At 69.8% G+C, this 17,726-nt stretch carries 18 protein-coding genes and 1 pseudogene; 9 read left to right on the top strand and 10 right to left on the bottom strand.

What is annotated here, in order from left to right:
* Positions 1-231: 231 nt before the first annotated feature.
* The 8 genes and pseudogenes from rpsB to thpR form a co-directional block, all read right to left on the bottom strand.
* Positions 232-906 (bottom strand): annotated as a pseudogene (gene rpsB, locus ACOQPP_RS11160) (30S ribosomal protein S2); the annotation flags it as partial.
* A gap of 35 nt (positions 907-941) precedes the next feature.
* Complete coding sequence (gene rpsI, locus ACOQPP_RS11165) at positions 942-1,337, bottom strand: 30S ribosomal protein S9 (protein WP_419166926.1); 396 nt, start codon at positions 1,335-1,337, stop codon at positions 942-944.
* A 41-nt stretch (positions 1,338-1,378) separates the two neighbouring features.
* On the bottom strand, positions 1,379-1,816 hold the full coding sequence (gene rplM / locus ACOQPP_RS11170) for a 50S ribosomal protein L13 (RefSeq protein WP_419166925.1): 438 nt from the start codon (positions 1,814-1,816) through the stop codon (positions 1,379-1,381).
* A 150-nt stretch (positions 1,817-1,966) separates the two neighbouring features.
* On the bottom strand, positions 1,967-2,704 hold the full coding sequence (locus ACOQPP_RS11175) for a sigma-70 family RNA polymerase sigma factor (RefSeq protein ID WP_419166924.1): 738 nt from the start codon (positions 2,702-2,704) through the stop codon (positions 1,967-1,969).
* A 44-nt stretch (positions 2,705-2,748) separates the two neighbouring features.
* Positions 2,749-3,417, bottom strand: coding sequence for a signal peptidase I (lepB, locus tag ACOQPP_RS11180; RefSeq protein WP_419166923.1), 669 nt, complete (start codon positions 3,415-3,417; stop codon positions 2,749-2,751).
* A gap of 239 nt (positions 3,418-3,656) precedes the next feature.
* Positions 3,657-5,147: an aldehyde dehydrogenase family protein gene (locus ACOQPP_RS11185; RefSeq protein ID WP_419166922.1), complete on the bottom strand. Its 1,491-nt coding sequence runs from the start codon at positions 5,145-5,147 to the stop codon at positions 3,657-3,659.
* Positions 5,148-5,253: 106 nt separating this feature from the next.
* A complete protein-coding gene (locus ACOQPP_RS11190) occupies positions 5,254-5,889 on the bottom strand; it encodes a hypothetical protein (RefSeq protein WP_419166921.1) in 636 nt (211 codons plus the stop codon).
* A 67-nt stretch (positions 5,890-5,956) separates the two neighbouring features.
* Positions 5,957-6,553 carry an RNA 2',3'-cyclic phosphodiesterase gene (gene thpR / locus ACOQPP_RS11195; RefSeq protein WP_419166920.1) on the bottom strand — a complete coding sequence of 199 codons (597 nt, stop codon included), beginning with the start codon at positions 6,551-6,553 and terminating at the stop codon, positions 5,957-5,959.
* 36 nt (positions 6,554-6,589) lie between these two features.
* On the opposite strand from thpR, the gene ACOQPP_RS11200 reads away from it, so the two are divergent.
* Positions 6,590-7,231 (top strand): anthranilate synthase component II, encoded by a 642-nt coding sequence (locus ACOQPP_RS11200; RefSeq protein ID WP_420636579.1) that lies wholly within the window; start codon positions 6,590-6,592, stop codon positions 7,229-7,231.
* Between the two features lie 20 nt (positions 7,232-7,251).
* Here ACOQPP_RS11200 and ACOQPP_RS11205 read toward each other — a convergent pair whose 3' ends face one another.
* Positions 7,252-8,784 (bottom strand): YifB family Mg chelatase-like AAA ATPase, encoded by a 1,533-nt coding sequence (locus ACOQPP_RS11205; RefSeq protein ID WP_420636534.1) that lies wholly within the window; start codon positions 8,782-8,784, stop codon positions 7,252-7,254.
* Between the two features lie 92 nt (positions 8,785-8,876).
* Here ACOQPP_RS11205 and ACOQPP_RS11210 point away from each other — a divergent pair, with 92 nt between their 5' ends.
* The 7 genes from ACOQPP_RS11210 to bshB1 all read left to right on the top strand — a co-directional run bounded on the left by ACOQPP_RS11210 (position 8,877) and on the right by bshB1 (position 15,982).
* Complete coding sequence (locus ACOQPP_RS11210) at positions 8,877-9,557, top strand: hypothetical protein (RefSeq protein ID WP_419166917.1); 681 nt, start codon at positions 8,877-8,879, stop codon at positions 9,555-9,557.
* A 57-nt stretch (positions 9,558-9,614) separates the two neighbouring features.
* The gene (locus ACOQPP_RS11215) at positions 9,615-10,349 is read left to right on the top strand and encodes a YIP1 family protein (protein WP_420636535.1); all 735 of its coding nucleotides are present in this window, start codon (positions 9,615-9,617) and stop codon (positions 10,347-10,349) included.
* Between the two features lie 98 nt (positions 10,350-10,447).
* Positions 10,448-11,731, top strand: a complete 1,284-nt coding sequence (locus ACOQPP_RS11220; RefSeq protein ID WP_419166915.1) for an efflux RND transporter periplasmic adaptor subunit — start codon at positions 10,448-10,450, stop codon at positions 11,729-11,731.
* Positions 11,728-12,681 (top strand): ABC transporter ATP-binding protein, encoded by a 954-nt coding sequence (locus ACOQPP_RS11225; protein WP_420636536.1) that lies wholly within the window; start codon positions 11,728-11,730, stop codon positions 12,679-12,681. The genes ACOQPP_RS11220 and ACOQPP_RS11225 overlap by 4 nt, the downstream gene beginning before the upstream one ends.
* Positions 12,682-12,696: 15 nt before the next feature.
* Complete coding sequence (locus ACOQPP_RS11230) at positions 12,697-13,941, top strand: ABC transporter permease (protein WP_419166913.1); 1,245 nt, start codon at positions 12,697-12,699, stop codon at positions 13,939-13,941.
* 1 nt (position 13,942) lies between these two features.
* On the top strand, positions 13,943-15,241 hold the full coding sequence (locus ACOQPP_RS11235) for an ABC transporter permease (protein WP_420636537.1): 1,299 nt from the start codon (positions 13,943-13,945) through the stop codon (positions 15,239-15,241).
* A 15-nt stretch (positions 15,242-15,256) separates the two neighbouring features.
* Complete coding sequence (gene bshB1, locus ACOQPP_RS11240) at positions 15,257-15,982, top strand: bacillithiol biosynthesis deacetylase BshB1 (RefSeq protein ID WP_420636538.1); 726 nt, start codon at positions 15,257-15,259, stop codon at positions 15,980-15,982.
* 66 nt (positions 15,983-16,048) lie between these two features.
* Here bshB1 and ACOQPP_RS11245 read toward each other — a convergent pair whose 3' ends face one another.
* Complete coding sequence (locus ACOQPP_RS11245) at positions 16,049-16,444, bottom strand: hypothetical protein (protein WP_420636539.1); 396 nt, start codon at positions 16,442-16,444, stop codon at positions 16,049-16,051.
* 54 nt (positions 16,445-16,498) lie between these two features.
* Between ACOQPP_RS11245 and ACOQPP_RS11250 the strand changes: the two genes are divergently transcribed.
* Entirely contained in the window at positions 16,499-17,716 is a 1,218-nt protein-coding gene (locus ACOQPP_RS11250) for a cysteine desulfurase family protein (protein ID WP_419166909.1), read from the top strand.
* The last annotated feature ends 10 nt before the right edge of the window (positions 17,717-17,726 follow it).

Raw genomic sequence — 17,726 nt, forward strand, 5'->3', positions numbered from 1 at the left:
CCCGTTCGCCCCCGACTCACCCTCACCCGCGGCGGGGTCGGCCGATCCCTCGTCGGCCTCGACCACCGGGGGGTGGTGCCGTCGTTGCGCGATGACTTCCGGACGCGGCTTGCGCCTCGGCCGCTTGCGGCGCGAATCGCTCGTCGCGGGCGTGTCGGCCACGCCGCCCGCATCGCTCGAATAGGTGTACGCCTTCGATTCCTTCTCTTCCCGTCCGGTCTCGGGAATGTCGCGACGCGCCGCTTCGACGACGTCCGCGACCGAACGCGTGATGAGCGAGACCGAGCGGATCGCGTCATCGTTCCCCGCGATCGCGATCGTGAGCAGATCCGGATCGGCGTTCGTGTCGGCGATCGCCACGACGGGAATCCCGAGACGGTTCGCCTCGCGCACCGCGATCTCCTCCCGGTTGGAGTCCACCACGAAGACGAGACCCGGCAGCCGCGTCATGTCCTTGATCCCGGACAGATAACGGTCGAGCTTCTCGCGCTCGCGCTCGAGCAGGAGCCGCTCCTTCTTGGTATAGAACTCGAAGGCCCCTTCCTCGGTGCCGCGTTCCAGTTCCTTCAGACGGGCGATGTTCTTCTTGATCGTCTGGAAGTTCGTGAGCATCCCGCCCAGCCAGCGCTCCGTGACGTAGAACGATCCGGACCGTTGGGCCTCTCCCCGCACGACGCGCGCGAGCTGCGGCTTCGTGCAGACGAAGAGGATGGACTTGCCGGCCACCACCGTCTGCCTGACGAGTTCGTGCGCCCGCTCGAGCTCGCGCTGCGTCTTCTTGAGGTCGATCAGGTAGATCCCGCCGGATTCGGCGAAGATGTACTTCCGCATCTTCGGGTTCCAGCGATGCGTCTGGTGCCCGAAATGCACTCCGGCCTTCAACAGGTCCTTCAACGCGACGCCCATGCGCTCGGCTTTCCGCCTTCCCGCTATCGTTCCGTTTATCGTTTGGAGAACTGGAAGCGCTTGCGCGCCTTCGGACGGCCCGGCTTCTTCCGCTCGACGACCCGCGGATCCCGGGTCAGCATGCCGTGGGCACGCAGGGTGCGTCGCCGGTCCTCGTCCATCGCGAGCAGGGCGCGTGCGATACCCAGACGCGTCGCATCCGCCTGGCCGGTGACTCCGCCCCCCCGCACCCGAACGGTGATGTCGTACAGGCTCGCGGCTTCCGTCACCTCGAGCGGCGCCGAGACGAGGGAGCGGTGCCGCGGAATCGTGAAGTACTCGTCGAACGGCCGGCCGTTCACCCTGACCGTCCCCGCGCCCTCCTTCATCGTAACTCGCGAGACCGACGCCTTGCGCCGTCCCACCGACTGGACCTGTTCCGTTGCCGCCAACTCTCTTCTCCCTGACCGTTCCGCGCGAGCCGACTCGTCCGCTAGCCCGCGACCGTCTCGAGGGGCCGCGGACCCTGCGGCGTGTGGGGATGCTCCGGCCCCCCGTAGACCCTCAACTTCCCGAGCATCTTCCGCCCGAGGGTGTTCTTGGGGAGCATGCCCTTCACGGCCAGCCGGATCACCCTGTCGGGATACCGCGCGAGCATGCGCCGGAAGGGGATGAACCGCTCGCCGCCCATGTATCCGGAGTGTCGGAAATACTCTTTCTGGTCGGCCTTGTTTCCGGTCAGCCGCACGCGGCCGGCGTTGATCACGACGACGTAGTCGCCCGTGTCGAGGTGCGGGCTGTAGATCGGCTTGTGCTTTCCGCGAAGGACGGTCGCGACCCGGGTCGCGAGACGACCGAGCACCTGATCCGTGGCGTCGACCACGAACCATTCCCTCTCGATCTCACCCGCCTTTACCGAATACGTCTTCATCCGTTCTGCCTATCGCAAAAAAACCGCCCGGCAGGTTGGTTGCCGAGCGTGTGACGACCGCGGAACCCGTGCGGGTTGCGCGATAGCCCGTAATGCTACCCCGGCGTTCGTGTGAAGTCAATCACGGCGGACGTGGCGGGAGCGGCCGCGTCACCTCTCCGGTTTCGTCGCGGGAAGCCGCCACGCGCCGCCCGGACCGCCGGAATCCACGAACCCGCGCAGCCCGTGCCTCTCGGCGCCGGCACGGAGCCGGGACAGCGCGCGCTCCTTGAGTTGGCGCGCCCGTTCACGGGAGACCTCGAGCTCCACGGAGATGTCGGAAAGCGACTGGGAATCCTCGAACCCCAATCCGAAGTACCGGCGCAGGACCTCGCGCTCGCGCGGCGGCAGATCGGTGAGGCTCGCCTCGATCGCGTCGCGAAGCCGGTCTCGCACCACGCCGGCGCCCGGCTCCGGCGTCCGCTCGTCCGGGAGCAGTTCCCCGAGCGTGCAGGCGGCGCCGGGCGCGACGTGATCGAGCGACAGCCGGAGCGGCGCCGGTTCGCCGCTCGAGGGGCGTTCGTCCTGGCCCGCGATGGCCTGCAACATCGCCCGCCGGACCCAGAAATGCGCGTAACTGACGAAGCGCACGCCGCGATCGGGATCGAACCGGTCGGCCGCGCGGACCAGCCCCAGATTCCCCTCGTTGACGAGGTCCGCGAACGGCACGCCGCGCCCGCGATAGCTTCGCGCGACCGAGACGACGAAGCGAAGGTTGGCGCGGACCAGGCGTCGTCGTGCGGCGAGGTCGCCGGCCCGCATCTTCCGCGCCAGTTCCGCCTCGTCCTCCATGTCGAGCAATCGCTCGCGCCCGATGTCCGCCAGGTATCTTTCGAAGGTTCGAACCATTCTCGCTCGCGTCCGGGTTGCCGCCGGCCGGGGCGGCGGGAGGTTCAGTCGATGCCGCGCAGGATGCGGCTCCAGCGAATGTCGGTGAGCCAGGACCAGTGGCCCTTCGGCTCGCGCTCGTACGAGTAGTACACCAGCATGGGCCGGCCCCGGATCGCATCTCTCGGAACGAAGCCCCAGTAACGGGAGTCCTCGGAATTCGACCGGTTGTCGCCCATGACGAAGTAGTGGTCGCCCGGGACGACGAGGGGTCCCCAGTTGTTCCGGGTGGGCAGGTACCCGGCGCGGGGCGCGCGGCCGGTCAGGAAGCGGCGCTGCCACTCGAACTTCGAGCTCGGCGCATCGGGGAAGTTCGACGCTGCCTCCACGTAGGGCTCCTGGAGCGGGACGCCGTTCACGAACAGCTGCGCCCGCCGCATGCGCAACGTATCCCCGGGCATCCCGACGATGCGTTTCACGTAATGCGTGCGGGTGGGTTGATCGGCGGATTCCGGCGGCTCGAACACGATCACGTCCCCGCGGGCCGGCGTGTCGAACGCGGGGAGTTCGAGGTCGGTGCCCGGGATCTCGGCGCCGTACACCATCTTGTTCACAAGCAGGAAGTCGCCGATGAGGAGCGTGTTCTCCATCGACGCGGTCGGGATCTGGAAGGCCTCGACCACGAACGTGCGGACGAAGAGGAAGAGGATGAGCGCGATGAAGATCGACTTCATCCACTCCCACAACCATCGGCCGACGGACTCGTCCCGGCCCGCGCGGGCGCGGGTCGGGGGCGTCAGGAGCTTCCGTGCCCCGCCCCTGGTCGGCTCCCCTCTCTCAGCCGGTCCTTCCTCCATCCCCGCCTTCCCTTCTCCACGCTCCCGCCGATCGGCCCACCCGTTCCGGTTTCCGCTCCGGCACCTTCTCCCAATGATTTGAGGGAAGGCCTCAACGGGCTCTCACCCACCCGGCCTCACCAATCGACATCGATCTGCGCCCGCTGCAGCGTACCGCTGTAGTCGACGTACGCGACCTTGGTCTCCGTGTAGAATTCGTACACCTCCCACCCGCCCTCACGGTGTCCGTTGCCCGTACTCTTCACGCCCCCGAAGGGGAGGTGGGCCTCGGCACCGATCGTGGGCGCGTTCACGTACGTGATCCCGTTGTCGAGTTCCTCCACGGCCCGGAAGGACGCGTTCACATCCCGCGTGTAGATCGACGACGACAGCCCGTAACGCACCTCGTTGTTGATTTCGAACGCTTCCTCGAGGGTATCGAAACGAATCACGGAGAGCACGGGGCCGAAGATCTCCTCGACCGCCGCTCGGTGTCCCCTCGCGACCCCGGTGAGGACCGTCGGCTCGTAGAACCAGCCATCGCCCAGGCCCCCGCCGGAGGGCCGGCGACCTCCGGTGGCAACGGTCGCACCCTCCGCCTCGGCGATCGCGACGTACCGCTCGCACTTGTCGCGCGCCGCCTCGTGGACCAGCGGGCCCACGTCGACGCCGGCCTCGAGCCCGTCGCCCAGCCGCAGCGATCGGGCCTCGTAGCACAGCCTTTCCACGAACTCGTCGTGGATGTCGCCCTGCAGGAGCAGGCGGCTCGTCGCCGTGCAGCGCTGGCCGGTCGTGCCGAAGGCGCCCCACAGCACACCTTCCAGGGCGAGATCCGGATCCGCGTCGGAGAGGACGATCTGCGCGTTCTTGCCCCCCATCTCGAGCGACAGACGCTTGTGCATGCGCCCGGCGATCTCGCCGATCCGGCTGCCGGTCCCGGTGGAGCCGGTGAAGGAGAGGCCCGGCACCCCGGGGTGCTCGACGATCGCCTGCCCGATCGTCTCGCCCCGCCCGTGCAGCAGCTGCACGCACTCGGGCGGGATGCCGGCCTCGAGCAGGATCTCCACGAACCGGTGCGCGCTGTGGGGCACGTCCTCGGAGGGCTTGTAGATGATGCTGTTCCCGCACAGGAGGGCCGGGAAGATCTTCCAGCTCGGGACCGCGACGGGGAAATTGAAGGGGGTGATGATCCCGAACACGCCGATCGGGCGGCGGAAGGACATGGCCCACTTGTTCCGAAGCTCGGACGGCGCCGTGCGCCCGAACAGCCTGCGTCCCTCGACCGCCGCGTAGTAGGCCGTGTCGATGGCCTCCTGGACATCGCCGCGCGTCTCCTCGAGGACCTTCCCCATCTCGCGGGTCATCGTCCGCGCGAGTTCCTCCTTGTGCCGGGTGAGGAGGTCTCCGGCCCGCTTCAGCACGAGCCCTCGCTCGGGCGCCGGCGTCCTGGACCATCCTTCGAAGCCGCGCTGCGCCGAAGCGACCGCCGCGTCGAGTTCGGAAGGACCGGTGTCCGGGAAGAGCCCGATCAGATCCGACGTGCGGGCCGGGTTGCGGTTCTCCATGTACTCGCCGCTGGCGGGCGCCGACCATCCGCCCGCGATGTGGTTCGGGAACTTCTCAGTCATGCCGGGAAGACTCCGCTCTGGGTCCGCTATGGGTCCGTGGTTCGGGTGTCCGGCAAAGGATGCCGGGTGGAAGGGTCGACAGACCGACCGCCCCCGGGGCCGTTCGTCAGCGATGCAGGAGGAGGATGATCTCCTCGTTCTCCACGCGAACGTCCGCGACGGCAGCCGGGATGTCGAAGAGCAGGGCTTGCCCGTTCATGCGCAACCCCAGTTGCTGCCCGGCCATGCCGAGCAGGAGGGGGGGCACGGGAATGACCCCCGCCTGGAGGCTGACGAGATGGATGCGTCCCTCGCCCACTTCGCCCACCTCCGGAAAGACTTCCGCCGCGACGACAGCCGAATCCCCGAACATGCGCCCGAGGCTCGCCGCCGCGTCCCCTGCTATCGTGAGCCGGGTGAAATCGACCTGGGCGGAGAGGGCCACCGTCGAGTCGCGCAGTTCGATCGCGGGCGCCCCGATGCCGGCGGGCAGCCGCGGAGCGAGGCTGTATTCGACGTAGCTCTGAAGCTCCATCTCGGTGAACCGCGTCTCGGCGCCGCCGCCGCCCGAGGCCAGCTCGCGCAGGACGGTCTCGACGCGGGCGGCCGCCTCGGGACTCGGTTCGGGCATGGCGATGTCCTCGCCGTCCACGTTCGCGAGCCAGCGCTCGATGTCCTCCCGCAGGATCCAGCCGGTGACCAGCAGGGCCAGCAGGAAGACGAGGAAGCCAAGTCCTGTGAAGAGTCTTCGGAAGATGCCCATCCGGTCGACCGCCTCCGACGTGAATCGGTACAGGGGTGGAACGTAGCACCCGCGCCCGCGGGCCGCGTCAGGCGCCGGTTCCCGCCAGGGGACACGAGGCCACCTCTATATGACGAGCACCGCGCGGGAGAAGTTTACTCCGCATGAGTGACACCTCTTCGACCGCCACGGTAGTCTCGAAGCGCACCCGGGCGATCGCGTCGGCCAGACCGCGGGGCGCGGGGGGGCGGCGGATGCGTCCCACGGTCACATGGGGCCGGAAGGGCCTCGGCTCCGGGGCGATGCCGGCCCGGACGACCGCGGCTTCCACGGAGCCGTGGAGGTCGAAGAGCGCGGGGGCGTCCTCCACGCCCACCCAGATCACCCGGGCGCGGCGGAGCGACGGGAAGACGCCGGCGGCACGCAGCCGGAGGTCGAAGCGGGGAAGGTCCGCCGCGGCGGCAGCGATCTCCCGCGCGAGCGGCGCCTCGCGGCTCTGCTCCGTCCCGCCGATGAAGCGCAGCGTGAGGTGCAACCGCTCGACGGGTACGGGACGGACGCCCTCGAGGGCCCGCAGGGCATCCGTGGCGCGCGCGATGCCCTCGCGCACTCGAAGCGGTAAGCGAAGCGCGACGAAGAGCCTCGACCGCGCCGGAGTGGCGCCGTATCCTGCGGGGCCGGTCAAGACCGCGCCGACCCAGCCGACCCGATGCCTGCCGCCATGATCCTCCTCATCGACAACTACGACTCGTTCGCGTTCAACCTCGCGCGCTATCTCGAGGAACTGGGCGAGACGGTGCGCGTCCGGCGCAACGACGAGGTCGATCCGGGCGCGCTGCGAGGCGAAGGGCTCTCGCATATCGTGATTTCTCCGGGCCCCTGCACGCCGGCCGAGGCCGGGGCTTCGGTCGAGGTGATTCGCGCCGTGGGCGCGGAGATCCCGATCCTCGGCGTCTGTCTCGGACACCAATGTATCGCCGCCGCGGTCGGCGGACGGGTCATCCGCGCGGGCCGGCCCATGCACGGCCGCCTCTCGGACATCCGCCATTCGGGACGGGGGCTGTTCGCCGGCCTGCCCTCGCCGCTGGAGGTCACCCGGTACCACTCGCTCGTCGTCGACCCCGCCGATCCCGGCCCCGGCCTCCGCGTGACGGCGGAGACGGAGGCGGGCGAGGTGATGGCCATCGAGCACACCGCGTGGCCCGTGTGGGGGGTGCAGTTCCACCCGGAAGCGGTGCTGACCGCCGGGGGACACCGCCTGCTGGGCAACTTTCTCGCGCTCGGGAGGGGCGAGGCCCCGGCCGCGGCGCCGGTCGAGGCCGGGCGCTGCCCCGAACTCCCGCCCGGGGTCCTCGCGAAGTAACCGCGCGCCAGCAGCCCGTGCTAGATCGATCCGCGAAAGCGAATCGCTTCGGCGACGTGCCCCTCGGACACCCGCGCCCGCGCATCGAGGTCCGCGATCGTCCGGGCGACGCGGAGCGCGCGGTGGTAGCCGCGCGCGGTCAGGTCGAGACACGTCACAGCCTTCCGCAGCAGCGCGCGGCCGCCCCGGTCGATGGCGCACACCCGCTCCAGACGGGCCGGCGGGATGCGCGCGTTCGCGCTCCCCTGGCGGCGTGCCGCGAGGGAGCGCGCACGCGACACCCGCCGCCGAACGGCCGCGCTCGCCTCGACGCGGCCCTTGCCGGCCAGATCCTCCCAGCGCACCGCGGGCACGTCGACGAGCAGGTCGATCCGGTCCAGGAGCGGCCCGCTCACGCGCCGGCGATAGCGCCGCACCGACTCATCGGGGCAGCGGCAGCGGCCGGAGACGCCCCCGTAGCCGCACGGACAGGGGTTCATCGCGGCCACCAGCGTGAACTCGGCCGGAAAGCTGGCCGATCCGGCCGCGCGGACGATGCGCACCTGCCCCTCCTCGATCGGCTGCCGGAGCGCTTCGAGCGTACGCCGGCCGAACTCCGGCAGTTCGTCCAGGAAGAGCACGCCGTGGTGCGCCAGCGAAGCCTCGCCCGGCCGCGGGCGACTCCCGCCTCCGATCAGGCCCGCCTCGCTGATCGAGTGGTGCGGTGCCCGGAACGGGCGCGTTCGCTTCAGCCCCGCGCCATCGGACAGGAGCCCCGCCACGCTGTGGATCGCCGTCACGTCCACGGCCTCGGGGAGCGCGAGTCGCGGGAGCAGCCCGGGAAGGCAACGGGCCAGACTCGTCTTGCCGGAGCCGGGACAGCCGGACAGAAGGAGGTTGTGGCCGCCGGCGGCGGCGATCTCGAGCGCCCGCTTGGCGACCGGCTGGCCCTTCACCGCGGAGAGGTCGAACTCCCCGGCGGCGGGCGTCTCATCGTTCCGCAGCCCCCGGGCCGGCGACAACAGCCCCGGCGCCAGACGGCGGCCGCCGTTCTTCAACGCGACGAGGATCCGGCCCAGCGAGTCCGACGCCCCCAGTTCTATGCCCTCCGCCGCCGAGGCCTCCCGCAGGTTGGCGCTCGGCAGGAGGAGCCGGTCGACGTTCGGATCCGCCGCCGCGTAAAGCGCGATGGGGAGGGCGCCCCGGACCGAGCGCAGCGAACCATCGAGCCCGAGTTCGCCCACCGCCATCGTCCCCCGCAGGGCGTCCTGCGCGAGGTCGCCGTTGGCGCACAGGATCCCGAGCATGATCGGCAGGTCCAGCGCCGCACCCGTCTTCGGGAGGTCCGCCGGCGCGAGGTTCACCGTGATCCGCAGCCCGGGAACGTGCAGCCCCATCTGCGCCGCCGCGGCCCGGATCCGCTCGCGGCCCTCCCGCACGGCACTCTGCGCGAGACCTACGATCTGTATGATGGGCGTCCCGGTGATGAGGGACACTTCCACGCTCACCGGCCGCACGTCGAGCCCCATGACCGCGGCCGACATCACGCACGCCGATCCCATTGACTTCGCCATACCGTCCTTCGCTCCCGCCCGGACAGTCTTGTACGTTCTCAAGGGGTCATGATCGACATTCGTCTCAACCGACCCTCAAACGAGGCGGGCGATTGCGGAAAAGAGCCTTTGGATCCAAAGGGCGCGCGCTGGCGGCCTCGGTTCTCCTCCTGAGTCCCCTCCCGGCAGGCGCCCAGGAACTCGACGCGGGCCACCTCCAGATCCATGTGGACGGGCGGCGCGTGGGGAGCGAGCGCTTCCGGGTCTGGCGCGCCGGATCCACCGTCAACGCCGTGGCCAGAATCGAGATCGTGCAAAGGCCGGCGCGCGAGGTGGGGCTGCAGATGGATCCCGACCTGCTCCCGATGCAGTACGAGGTCGAGGAGGGCCGCTCGGTCCTGGTCAGCGGCGAACGGTTCGCGGACCGGGTCCGCTTCCAGTTCGCGACCGCCGGGGGCGAGGGCTGGAAGGAGTACATGGTGCAGGAAGTGGGGGCGATCGTCGAACCGGGCGTGGCGCACCATTATCTTCTCCTGGTCCGCACTCTGAGGGAGGCGCCGGAGGGGCGTCTGGAGGTGCTGCTCCCGCTCGCGGGGCGATCCGTTCCGGCGCGGCTGACGGGTGAGGGTCCGGACAGCGTCGCGATCGGTGAAGGCTCCGTGGCCGCTACCCGCTACGACCTCGAAGTCGATGGCGCCGGGCTGAGCGTCTGGCTGGATGCGGACGACAAGCTCCTGCGCGTGGTCGAACCCGGAGCCCGCCGCGAGGCGATCCGCGCGCCGGTGGAAGGCTGACCGACTCGGGCCGGGACCCGCCGACGGTTCAACCCGGCACATAACCTGGAGATGAAGATGGAACACACGCATGCGTCGTCCGAAGCGCCGCCGGAGAAGGTCTCGATTCCCGTCCTTCCCGTCCGCATCCTGCAGGTCTTCGTCTCGCCGGCGAAGCTGTTCGACGCGATCCGGGAGCGGCCCGCGTGGCTGGGGGCCGCGGTGGGCCTCGTCGTGCTGAGCGCCGCGCTGCAACTCCTGACTCCGGTCGTGGTCCCCGAAGACGTGCGGCGGGCGATGTTCGAGAGTCAGATCGGGAGGTTCATCCCGCCGGGGGCGGATCCCGAGTTGCTCGATCAGCAGGTCGAGGCCGCGATGTCCACGGGTCCGGCGGCCGGGATCGCCACGGTGGTCATCGCCACGCCGATCCTCCTCTCGCTCATCGCGGGCCTCATCCTCATCGCGTTCAACGTCATCATGGGGGGCGAGGGCCGGTTCAGGCAGCTGTTCAGCGCCGCCGCCCACGCGACCTACGTCTATACCGCGGGAGGGATCGTCGGGCTCGCACTCATGACGCTCGGCTCCCAGACTCCCATCCTGACGCCCGGTCTCTTCCTGCCGGAGGTGGGAGGGTTCATTGGCGGGTTCCTAAACGGAATCAACATCTTCACTGTTTGGACGTGCGGGGTGCTCGGCGTGGCCGTGAGCCGCATCTACCCGGAGCGGTCCGCGGCGGCCGGCACGACGTATCTTCTCGTACTGTATCTGATCGTGGTGGCCGTCCTCGCGGCGCTGGCCAGCCTGTTGAGCTGAAACCGGGCTGCCGGCGGAGGCGTATCCTCGGGGGTGCGCGAGTTGCCGGGTCGCGCGCGCAGTTCTCCAGGGTCTCGAAATAAAGGTTGTGGTGCAGGATGTTAAAAGCGTTCATCGCGGTGGTCGTGCTCGGGGTGCTCGGCGCCATGGGATATCTCGCTACGCAGCGCGAGGCGGGCCGTGTCGTGGAAGTGCGCGTCGAGGAGGTAGGACAGCGGAGCCTCGTGGCGGAGGTCTCCGCCACGGGCCACATCGAGCCCAAGACGCATGTGGACATCACCACCGATGTCGCCGGGCGGATCATCGACCTCCCCGTGGAAGAGGGGCAGGACGTCGAGGAGGGGGACCTTCTCCTGCAGATCGATCCGGCGCTCTTCCGAGCGGCCGTGGACCGCGCCGAGGCCGGCGTCGCGCAGGCGCGTGCCAGCCTGGCCCAGCAGCAGGCCGCCTACGACCAGGCGCAGCGGGACGCGGACCGGCTCACGACGCTGCAGGAGCGCGGCACGGACTTCGTGACCGAGGCCGAGGTCGAACAGGCGGTGACCGGCGCGTTGGTCCAGAGGCGGCTCCTCGAGGCCGCGGAACATCAGGTCGAGCAGGCCGACGCGAACCTCGACCAGGAACGGGACCGGCTCGGGAAGACGACGATCCGCGCGCCGATGTCGGGCAAGATCACGCGGCTCAACGTGGAGCGGGGCGAGACCGCCATCGTCGGGACGATGAACAACCCGGGGTCCCTCCTCCTCACCGTCGCGGATCTGTCCGTGATGGAGGCCGTGATCGAGGTGGACGAGACGGATGTCCCAGATATCGTCATCGGCGATTCCGCCTACATCGAGATCGACGCGTTCCCGAACCAGCGCTTCGTGGGGACCGTCACCGAGATCGGCAACAGTTCGATCGTGCCGCGGAACCCGTCCCAGGCGGGCGGGTCGGCCCAGGCGATCGACTTCGAGGTGAAGATCGAACTGCGCGCGCCTCCCGAGGGGATCCGGCCCGACCTGTCGGCCACGGCCGACGTCATCACGAACACCCGGGACAACGTGCCCAGCATCCCGATCACCGCGCTCACTCTGATGGACGCGGACGAGTACGAGGAGATCCCCAGCGAGAACCTGCCTCCCCGGCCGCAGTCGGAGACCCTCCGGGACATCGAGGGCGTGTTCGTGGTCGAGGGTGACCGGGTGCGCTTCCGGCCCCTCGAGATCGGGATCGCCGGGGAGAGCTACTTCGAGGTGGTGTCGGGAATCGAGGTCGGAACGACGATCGTGTCGGGCTCGTTCCAGGCGATCCGCGAACTCGAGGACGGGAGTCGGATCAGAGTCAACCGGGCGGAGAATGACGCGGCCTCCTCGAACGGCAGCGGGGAGAACGGACGATGAGCGAAAACGGCCGGACGCAGCCGATGATCGTCACGCGCGACCTCAGGAAAGACTACGTGATGGGGGCCGAGGTCGTGCACGCGCTCGCGGGCGTCGACATCGAGATCCTGCGCAACGAGTACGTTTCGATCATGGGACCGTCGGGCTCCGGCAAGTCGACGCTCATGAACATGATCGGCTGTCTCGACTCACCGAGCGCGGGAGAGTACGTGCTCAACGGGCAGGCGGTGCAGCACCTGAAGGACGATGACCTGGCCAGGATCCGGAACCGCGAGATCGGATTCGTCTTCCAGACCTTCAACCTCCTTCCGCGCGCCACGGCGCTGCACAACGTGGAGCTGCCGCTCATCTACGCCGGGATATCGAGCAAGGATCGGCACAGGAGGGCGGCGCACGCGCTCGACCTCGTGCAGCTGTCCGACCGCATGGATCACAAGCCCAACGAGCTTTCCGGCGGCCAGCGCCAGCGCGTCGCGATCGCGAGGGCGCTCGTCAACGACCCCTCGATCCTGCTCGCGGACGAGCCGACGGGGAACCTCGACTCCTCGACCTCCGAGGAGATCATGGACGTGTTCGACACGCTGCACGCGAACGGCCAGACGATCATCATGGTCACGCACGAGTACGACATCGCGGCCCGCTCGCAGCGCGTGATCTCGCTCGTCGACGGGAAGGTGGAAGCGGAGATGTCCCCGGACTACTACCTCACGCGGGGCATCGGGCCGTTCGGCGGCGGCCCGGCCGCTGCGCGGCCGGATACAGAGGCCGATGCGGTGCCTGCCGCGGCGCGTGAGGCGCCCGCGGCACCTTCCGCAGGCGAGGGGGCGGCCGCACCCCCGGCGGCGCCGGCGCCGTCCGGGGGCGGAGGTCCCGGCGGTCTCGGGAGGCCATTCCGCAACCCGTGGGCACCGCCCCGCGAGCCGCCCTTCGAGAGCGGCGTCGAGCGCTAGTCAGGATCTTCGACGATGCGATTCTGGGAGGGCATCCGCCTCTCGCTGCAGCAGGTCTGGGCGCAGAAGCTCAAGTCTTTCTTCGCGCTTCTCGGCATCATCATCGGAATCACCTTCCTCATCGCGGTGATCACGATCGTCGAGGGGATGAACCGCTACGTGCGCGAGGACTTCGCGGGGTCGATCTTCGGCGTGAATACATTTTCGGTCGTCCGCCGACCGACGATCGAGACGGGACGCATCGACGAGGCGGAGCGGCGCAGGTGGCGGCGCAACCCCGAACTCCGCATGCAGGAGGTGGAGGTGGTGCGCGCCGCAGTGCCCGACGCCCGCTATCTGGCGTACTTCGCGCGGACCCTCGTGTCCGCGGTCCGGTACGGCCAGCTCGAGCGCCGGAACGTGCTGCTCGTCGGCGGGTCGCCCGATTACGAGGCGGTGCAGGGGTGGAACGTGGAGGAAGGCCGCGGACTCACACCGATCGACGACCGGCAGGCGCTCTCCGTTGCCGTCATCGGGGCTCAGATCGCCGAACGGCTCTTCCCGACCACGTCGCCGATCGGCAAGCGGATCCGCGCGGGCGGGCACGGGTTCCGGGTCATCGGCGTGCTGGAGGAGCAGGGCGGGTTCATAGGCAATATCCGGGACGCCTCCGTCCTCATTCCGTTCGAGACGTTTCAGCGCACGCTGAGCCGACGGCGGCTCGAGGTCGATGGGATCACGGTAAAGGTGAACCGTGCGGAAGAGCTGGATCCGGCCATCGCCGAGGTGGAAGGCGCGATGCGCAGCGAGCGCCGCCTTCGTCCGGCCGAGCCGAACAACTTCGGGATCGAGACGTCGAGCGGTCTTCTGCAGGCCTGGGAGACGATCAACCGCGTGCTTGTCACGGCGCTGCCGGGGCTGGTCGGAATCTCGCTTGTGGTCGGGGGGATCGTGATCATGAACATCATGCTGCTCTCCGTCACCGACCGGACGCGGGAGATCGGGCTCCGGAAGTCGCTCGGGGCCCGGCGCCGGGACATCCTCTTCCAGTTCCTCACGGAGGCATCGATGCTCTCGATCGTCGGCGCGGCGCTCGGGATCGGGGCGGGATTCGGCCTCGCCCTGCTCATCGAACGTGTCTCCCCCCTGCCGGCGGCCGTTTCCGTGCCGGCCATGATCATCTCCCTCGTGCTCGGACTCGGCGTCGGCATCGCATCGGGGCTCTATCCGGCCTACCGCGCCGCCCGGCTGGACCCGATCGAAGCGCTGAGGTTCGAGTAGCATGAGCGTGCGTGGAAGTGCCGGCATGGGGTTCTTCGCGACGATGGCGGAGGGGATCGCGGTCGCCTTCGACTCCCTCGGGGCCAACAAGGTCCGGAGCGGCCTCACGATCCTGGGCGTGACGATCGGGGTCCTCGTGGTGATGGTCATGGCGGCCGTGATCACGGGCATCAACAAGAGCTTCGAGGAGGCGATGTCGCCCAACGGCATCGCGACGTTCTACGTCCAGCACTGGGACTTCACGTCGGGAGGCTTCAGCGGCCCTCTGGACGAGGAGGAGCCGGCGTTCTTCAGGAATCCGCCGCTCGATCCGGAGTGGGCCCGGGATCTCGGGCGGCTCCCGGGAATCCAGAGCGCGGCCCCGATGGTCGAGATGAACAGCGACTTCGGGGGGGCGTACGAAGCGAGCGTCGGGTCGGACCGCGCCGAGATCTCCTTTCTTGGAGTGGGTGCCGACTACCTCGAGATCTACAGCGGCGATGTCGTCTCGGGCCGCTGGTTCACGCACTCCGAAGCCCAGCGGCGGGTGCCGGTCGCCGTGATCGATTCCGCCGTGGCGGTGGACCTGTTCGGGCAGCGCGACCCGGTCGGCCGGGACATCCGGATCGGCCAGGGCCGTGACGGGGCCATGTTCCAGGTCATTGGCGTCTACCGGCTGCCGGCGAACCTGTTCGCCGGCCTGGCCACGCACTACGTGTGGGTGCCGTTCGCGACCGCGGACAAATACCTGGGCATCTGGGACCGGACGATCAGCTTCATCGTGCGGCCGGAACCCGGGGCCGACGCACAGGCGGCGCTCGACGTCACGTACGCGCGGATGCGCCAGCTCCGGAGGCTGGAGCCGGGGGAGGAGGACGACTTCGCCATCCTCACTCAGGACCAGCTGCTGAGCCTCTGGGGGCAGCTCACCGGCGTGCTGTTCGCGGCCATGATGGGGCTGTCCAGCATCGGACTCATGGTCGGAGGCGTCGGCGTCATCGGCATCATGATGATTTCCGTGACGGAGCGGACGAAGGAAATCGGGCTGCGGAAGGCCATGGGGGGGCGGCGGCGCGACATCATGTGGCAGTTTCTCGTCGAGGCGTCCACGCTCACGCTGCTCGGCGGAGCGGTCGGGCTGCTGCTCGGCGGCGGCCTCGTATGGGCCGTGAACCAGTTGACACCCCTCACGGCCATCGTGCCGCTGTGGTCGATCGTGGCCGCGCTGGTGGCCTCGGCATTGACCGGCATCGGATTCGGGCTCTATCCGGCCTCGCGGGCCGCGCGTCTCGACCCGATCGAGGCACTGCGCTACGAGTAGCGCGTCCGCACGCCGATGACCGATACACCGCTGGACCTCCTTGCCGTGGCGGCCCACCCCGACGATGCCGAACTCACCTGCGGCGGGACGCTGGCCCGTGCCGCGGAGCAGGGGTATCGGACGGGCATCCTCGACCTGACGCGCGGCGAAATGGCCTCGCGCGGGAGTCCGGAGATCCGGGCCGAGGAGGCGGAGCGGGCGGCGGCCGCGCTGGGGGTCGCGGTGCGAGCCAACGCCGGACTCCCCGACGCGCGCCTCGAGAACTCGCAGGAGGCGCGCCGGGTCGTGGTCGCGCACCTGCGCCGGCTCTCGCCCACCACCGTGATCCTGCCCTACCCGCGCGGGCGGCACCCCGACCACCGGATCGCCTCGGAGCTGGCGCGCGACGCCTGTTTCCTGGCGGGACTGCGCCGCTACGATGGCGGCCCCGCGCGGCGACCGGAGAAGGTGCTCTACGCCATGGCGTACCGCGAAGACGCGGTGAAGCCGACCTTCGTCGTGCCGCTCACGGAGGCGCAGTTCGGGCGCAAGATCGAGGCGGCGCGCTGTTACGCGTCACAGTTCGAGGGGTCGACGGCGGCGGGTGAGATCTTCCCCACCGGGCAGTCGCTCATCGAGCGGATCGAGACGGCCTCGCGGCACTGCGGCTCGCTGATCCGGGCCCCCCACGGCGAACCGTTTCATACGGACGAGACGATGCGGGTGGAGGACGTGATGGCGCTGGGCGTCCGGTCGCTGTAGGCCCCTTCGGCCGCGGGATCAGCCGCCGCCGGGATCACGTGCCCCCGGGATCACGTGCCGCCGGGATCAGCCGCCGCAGCGAACCTCGACGAGCAGCCGCTTCCAGCTCGGGACCGACTCGGGACCGACCTTGAGTACCTGAACACGGGCGGACCCGCCCCGCCGCATCCAGGGGGCGAGCCAGGCGCCGATCTCCCGCGGCAGGTGGCCCACCGGGTCGCCCGCGCGGACGTGGACCCACACGTCGTCGGGCTGGCCGCCAGGCGGATCGGGGATTAGGAGCAATTCCTCCCGGGGACTGACGGTGTCGAGGTGGCGGGCGCGGTCTTCGAATGCGAGGCCGTGTACGGTGGTCCGGAACACCGGGGCCCCGAGCGGCGGCAGGGCTTGGTCATCGGGAGTCTGCCCCGGGGGGCGTGGCGCCGGGGGGGTCGGCCCCGACGCGGACGGTCGTGGTTCCATGCACTCCATTCCGAGTTGCGTCGTCGTTCGAAGCTTCGACACAATAGACCGTCTTTGCCGACCGGGCGAATCCCGGGCGAACCCACGCTGAAGATGACGATCATGCGGGCGGACGAAGAGCGTCTCTATCTCGATTACGCGGCGAACTGGCCCATGCGCCCGGAGGTGTGGGAGGCCATGGGCGCGGAGTTGCGGCACGGCTACAACCCGGCCAGCGCGCACGCGCCCGGTCGGATGGCCCACCGGTGCCTCGAACTGGCCCGGGGGCGAATCGGGGAGCTGCTGGGGTGCGCCCGGTCGTGCATCTACTTCACCGGTGGCGGCACGCAGTCCGACAACCTTGCGATCCTCGGTTTCGTGCGGGCGCACGAGGGTTCGGGACCGCGCGTCTTCGTGTCGCAGATCGAGCACAAGGCGTGTCTGGAAGCGGCGGATCGCGGCGGGCTGGAGGGCGCCCGCGTGTTCCGCATCCCGGTGGACCGCTCCGGGACCCTCGACCTTGAATGGTTGCGGGGCCGGCTCGAGGCCGACCCGGCCGCGCCGACCCTGATCTCCGTGATGTGGGCCAACAACGAGATCGGCACCGTGCAGGCGATGGACGACATCGTCGCCCTCGGGCATGAACACGGGGCGCTCGTGCACACGGACGCGGTGCAGGCGATGGGGAAGGTCGACGTCGACCTGGGGCGCACCCCGGTCGACCTGCTCTCCGCCACCGCCCACAAGCTGGGCGGACCGGTCGGGATCGGCCTGCTCTACCGCCGGCCGGGGGTGACGCTGGAGCCGTTGAGCTACGGGGGCGGCCAGGAGCGGTCGATGTGGCCGGGGACGCAGAACCCGATCGGCGCCACGGGCTTCGCGACCGCGCTCGCACTCGCGGTCGAGGAGCGGGAGGCGGAGGTGGCGCGCTGGACCGCGCTGCGCGACCACCTCGAGGGGCGGCTCCTGGCGGAGATACCGGACACCCGCATCCACGGGGGCGAGGCGCCCTTGCGGCTGCCCAACCTCGTCAGCGTGGGGATCCCCGGGTGCGACAGCGGGGCGCTCCTCGTTTCTCTGGACTTCGAGGGCATCGCGGCCTCGGGCGGGTCCGCGTGCGGGTCCGACTCGAGTGTCGGTTCGGGCGTGCTCGACGCCATCGGCGTCCCCGGCGACGCGCCCTATGCGGCGGTGCGGTTCAGCTTCGGCCACGAGACCACCCGCGCGGACGTCGACCGGGCCGCGGACGCGCTCGCCCGCGTCGCGGCGCGCGTCGTCGCCCTCACCGCGTGACGGGGTCGTC

This window comes from Candidatus Palauibacter sp. (genome assembly GCF_965222475.1).
Taxonomy (GTDB): Bacteria; Gemmatimonadota; Gemmatimonadetes; order Palauibacterales; family Palauibacteraceae; genus Palauibacter.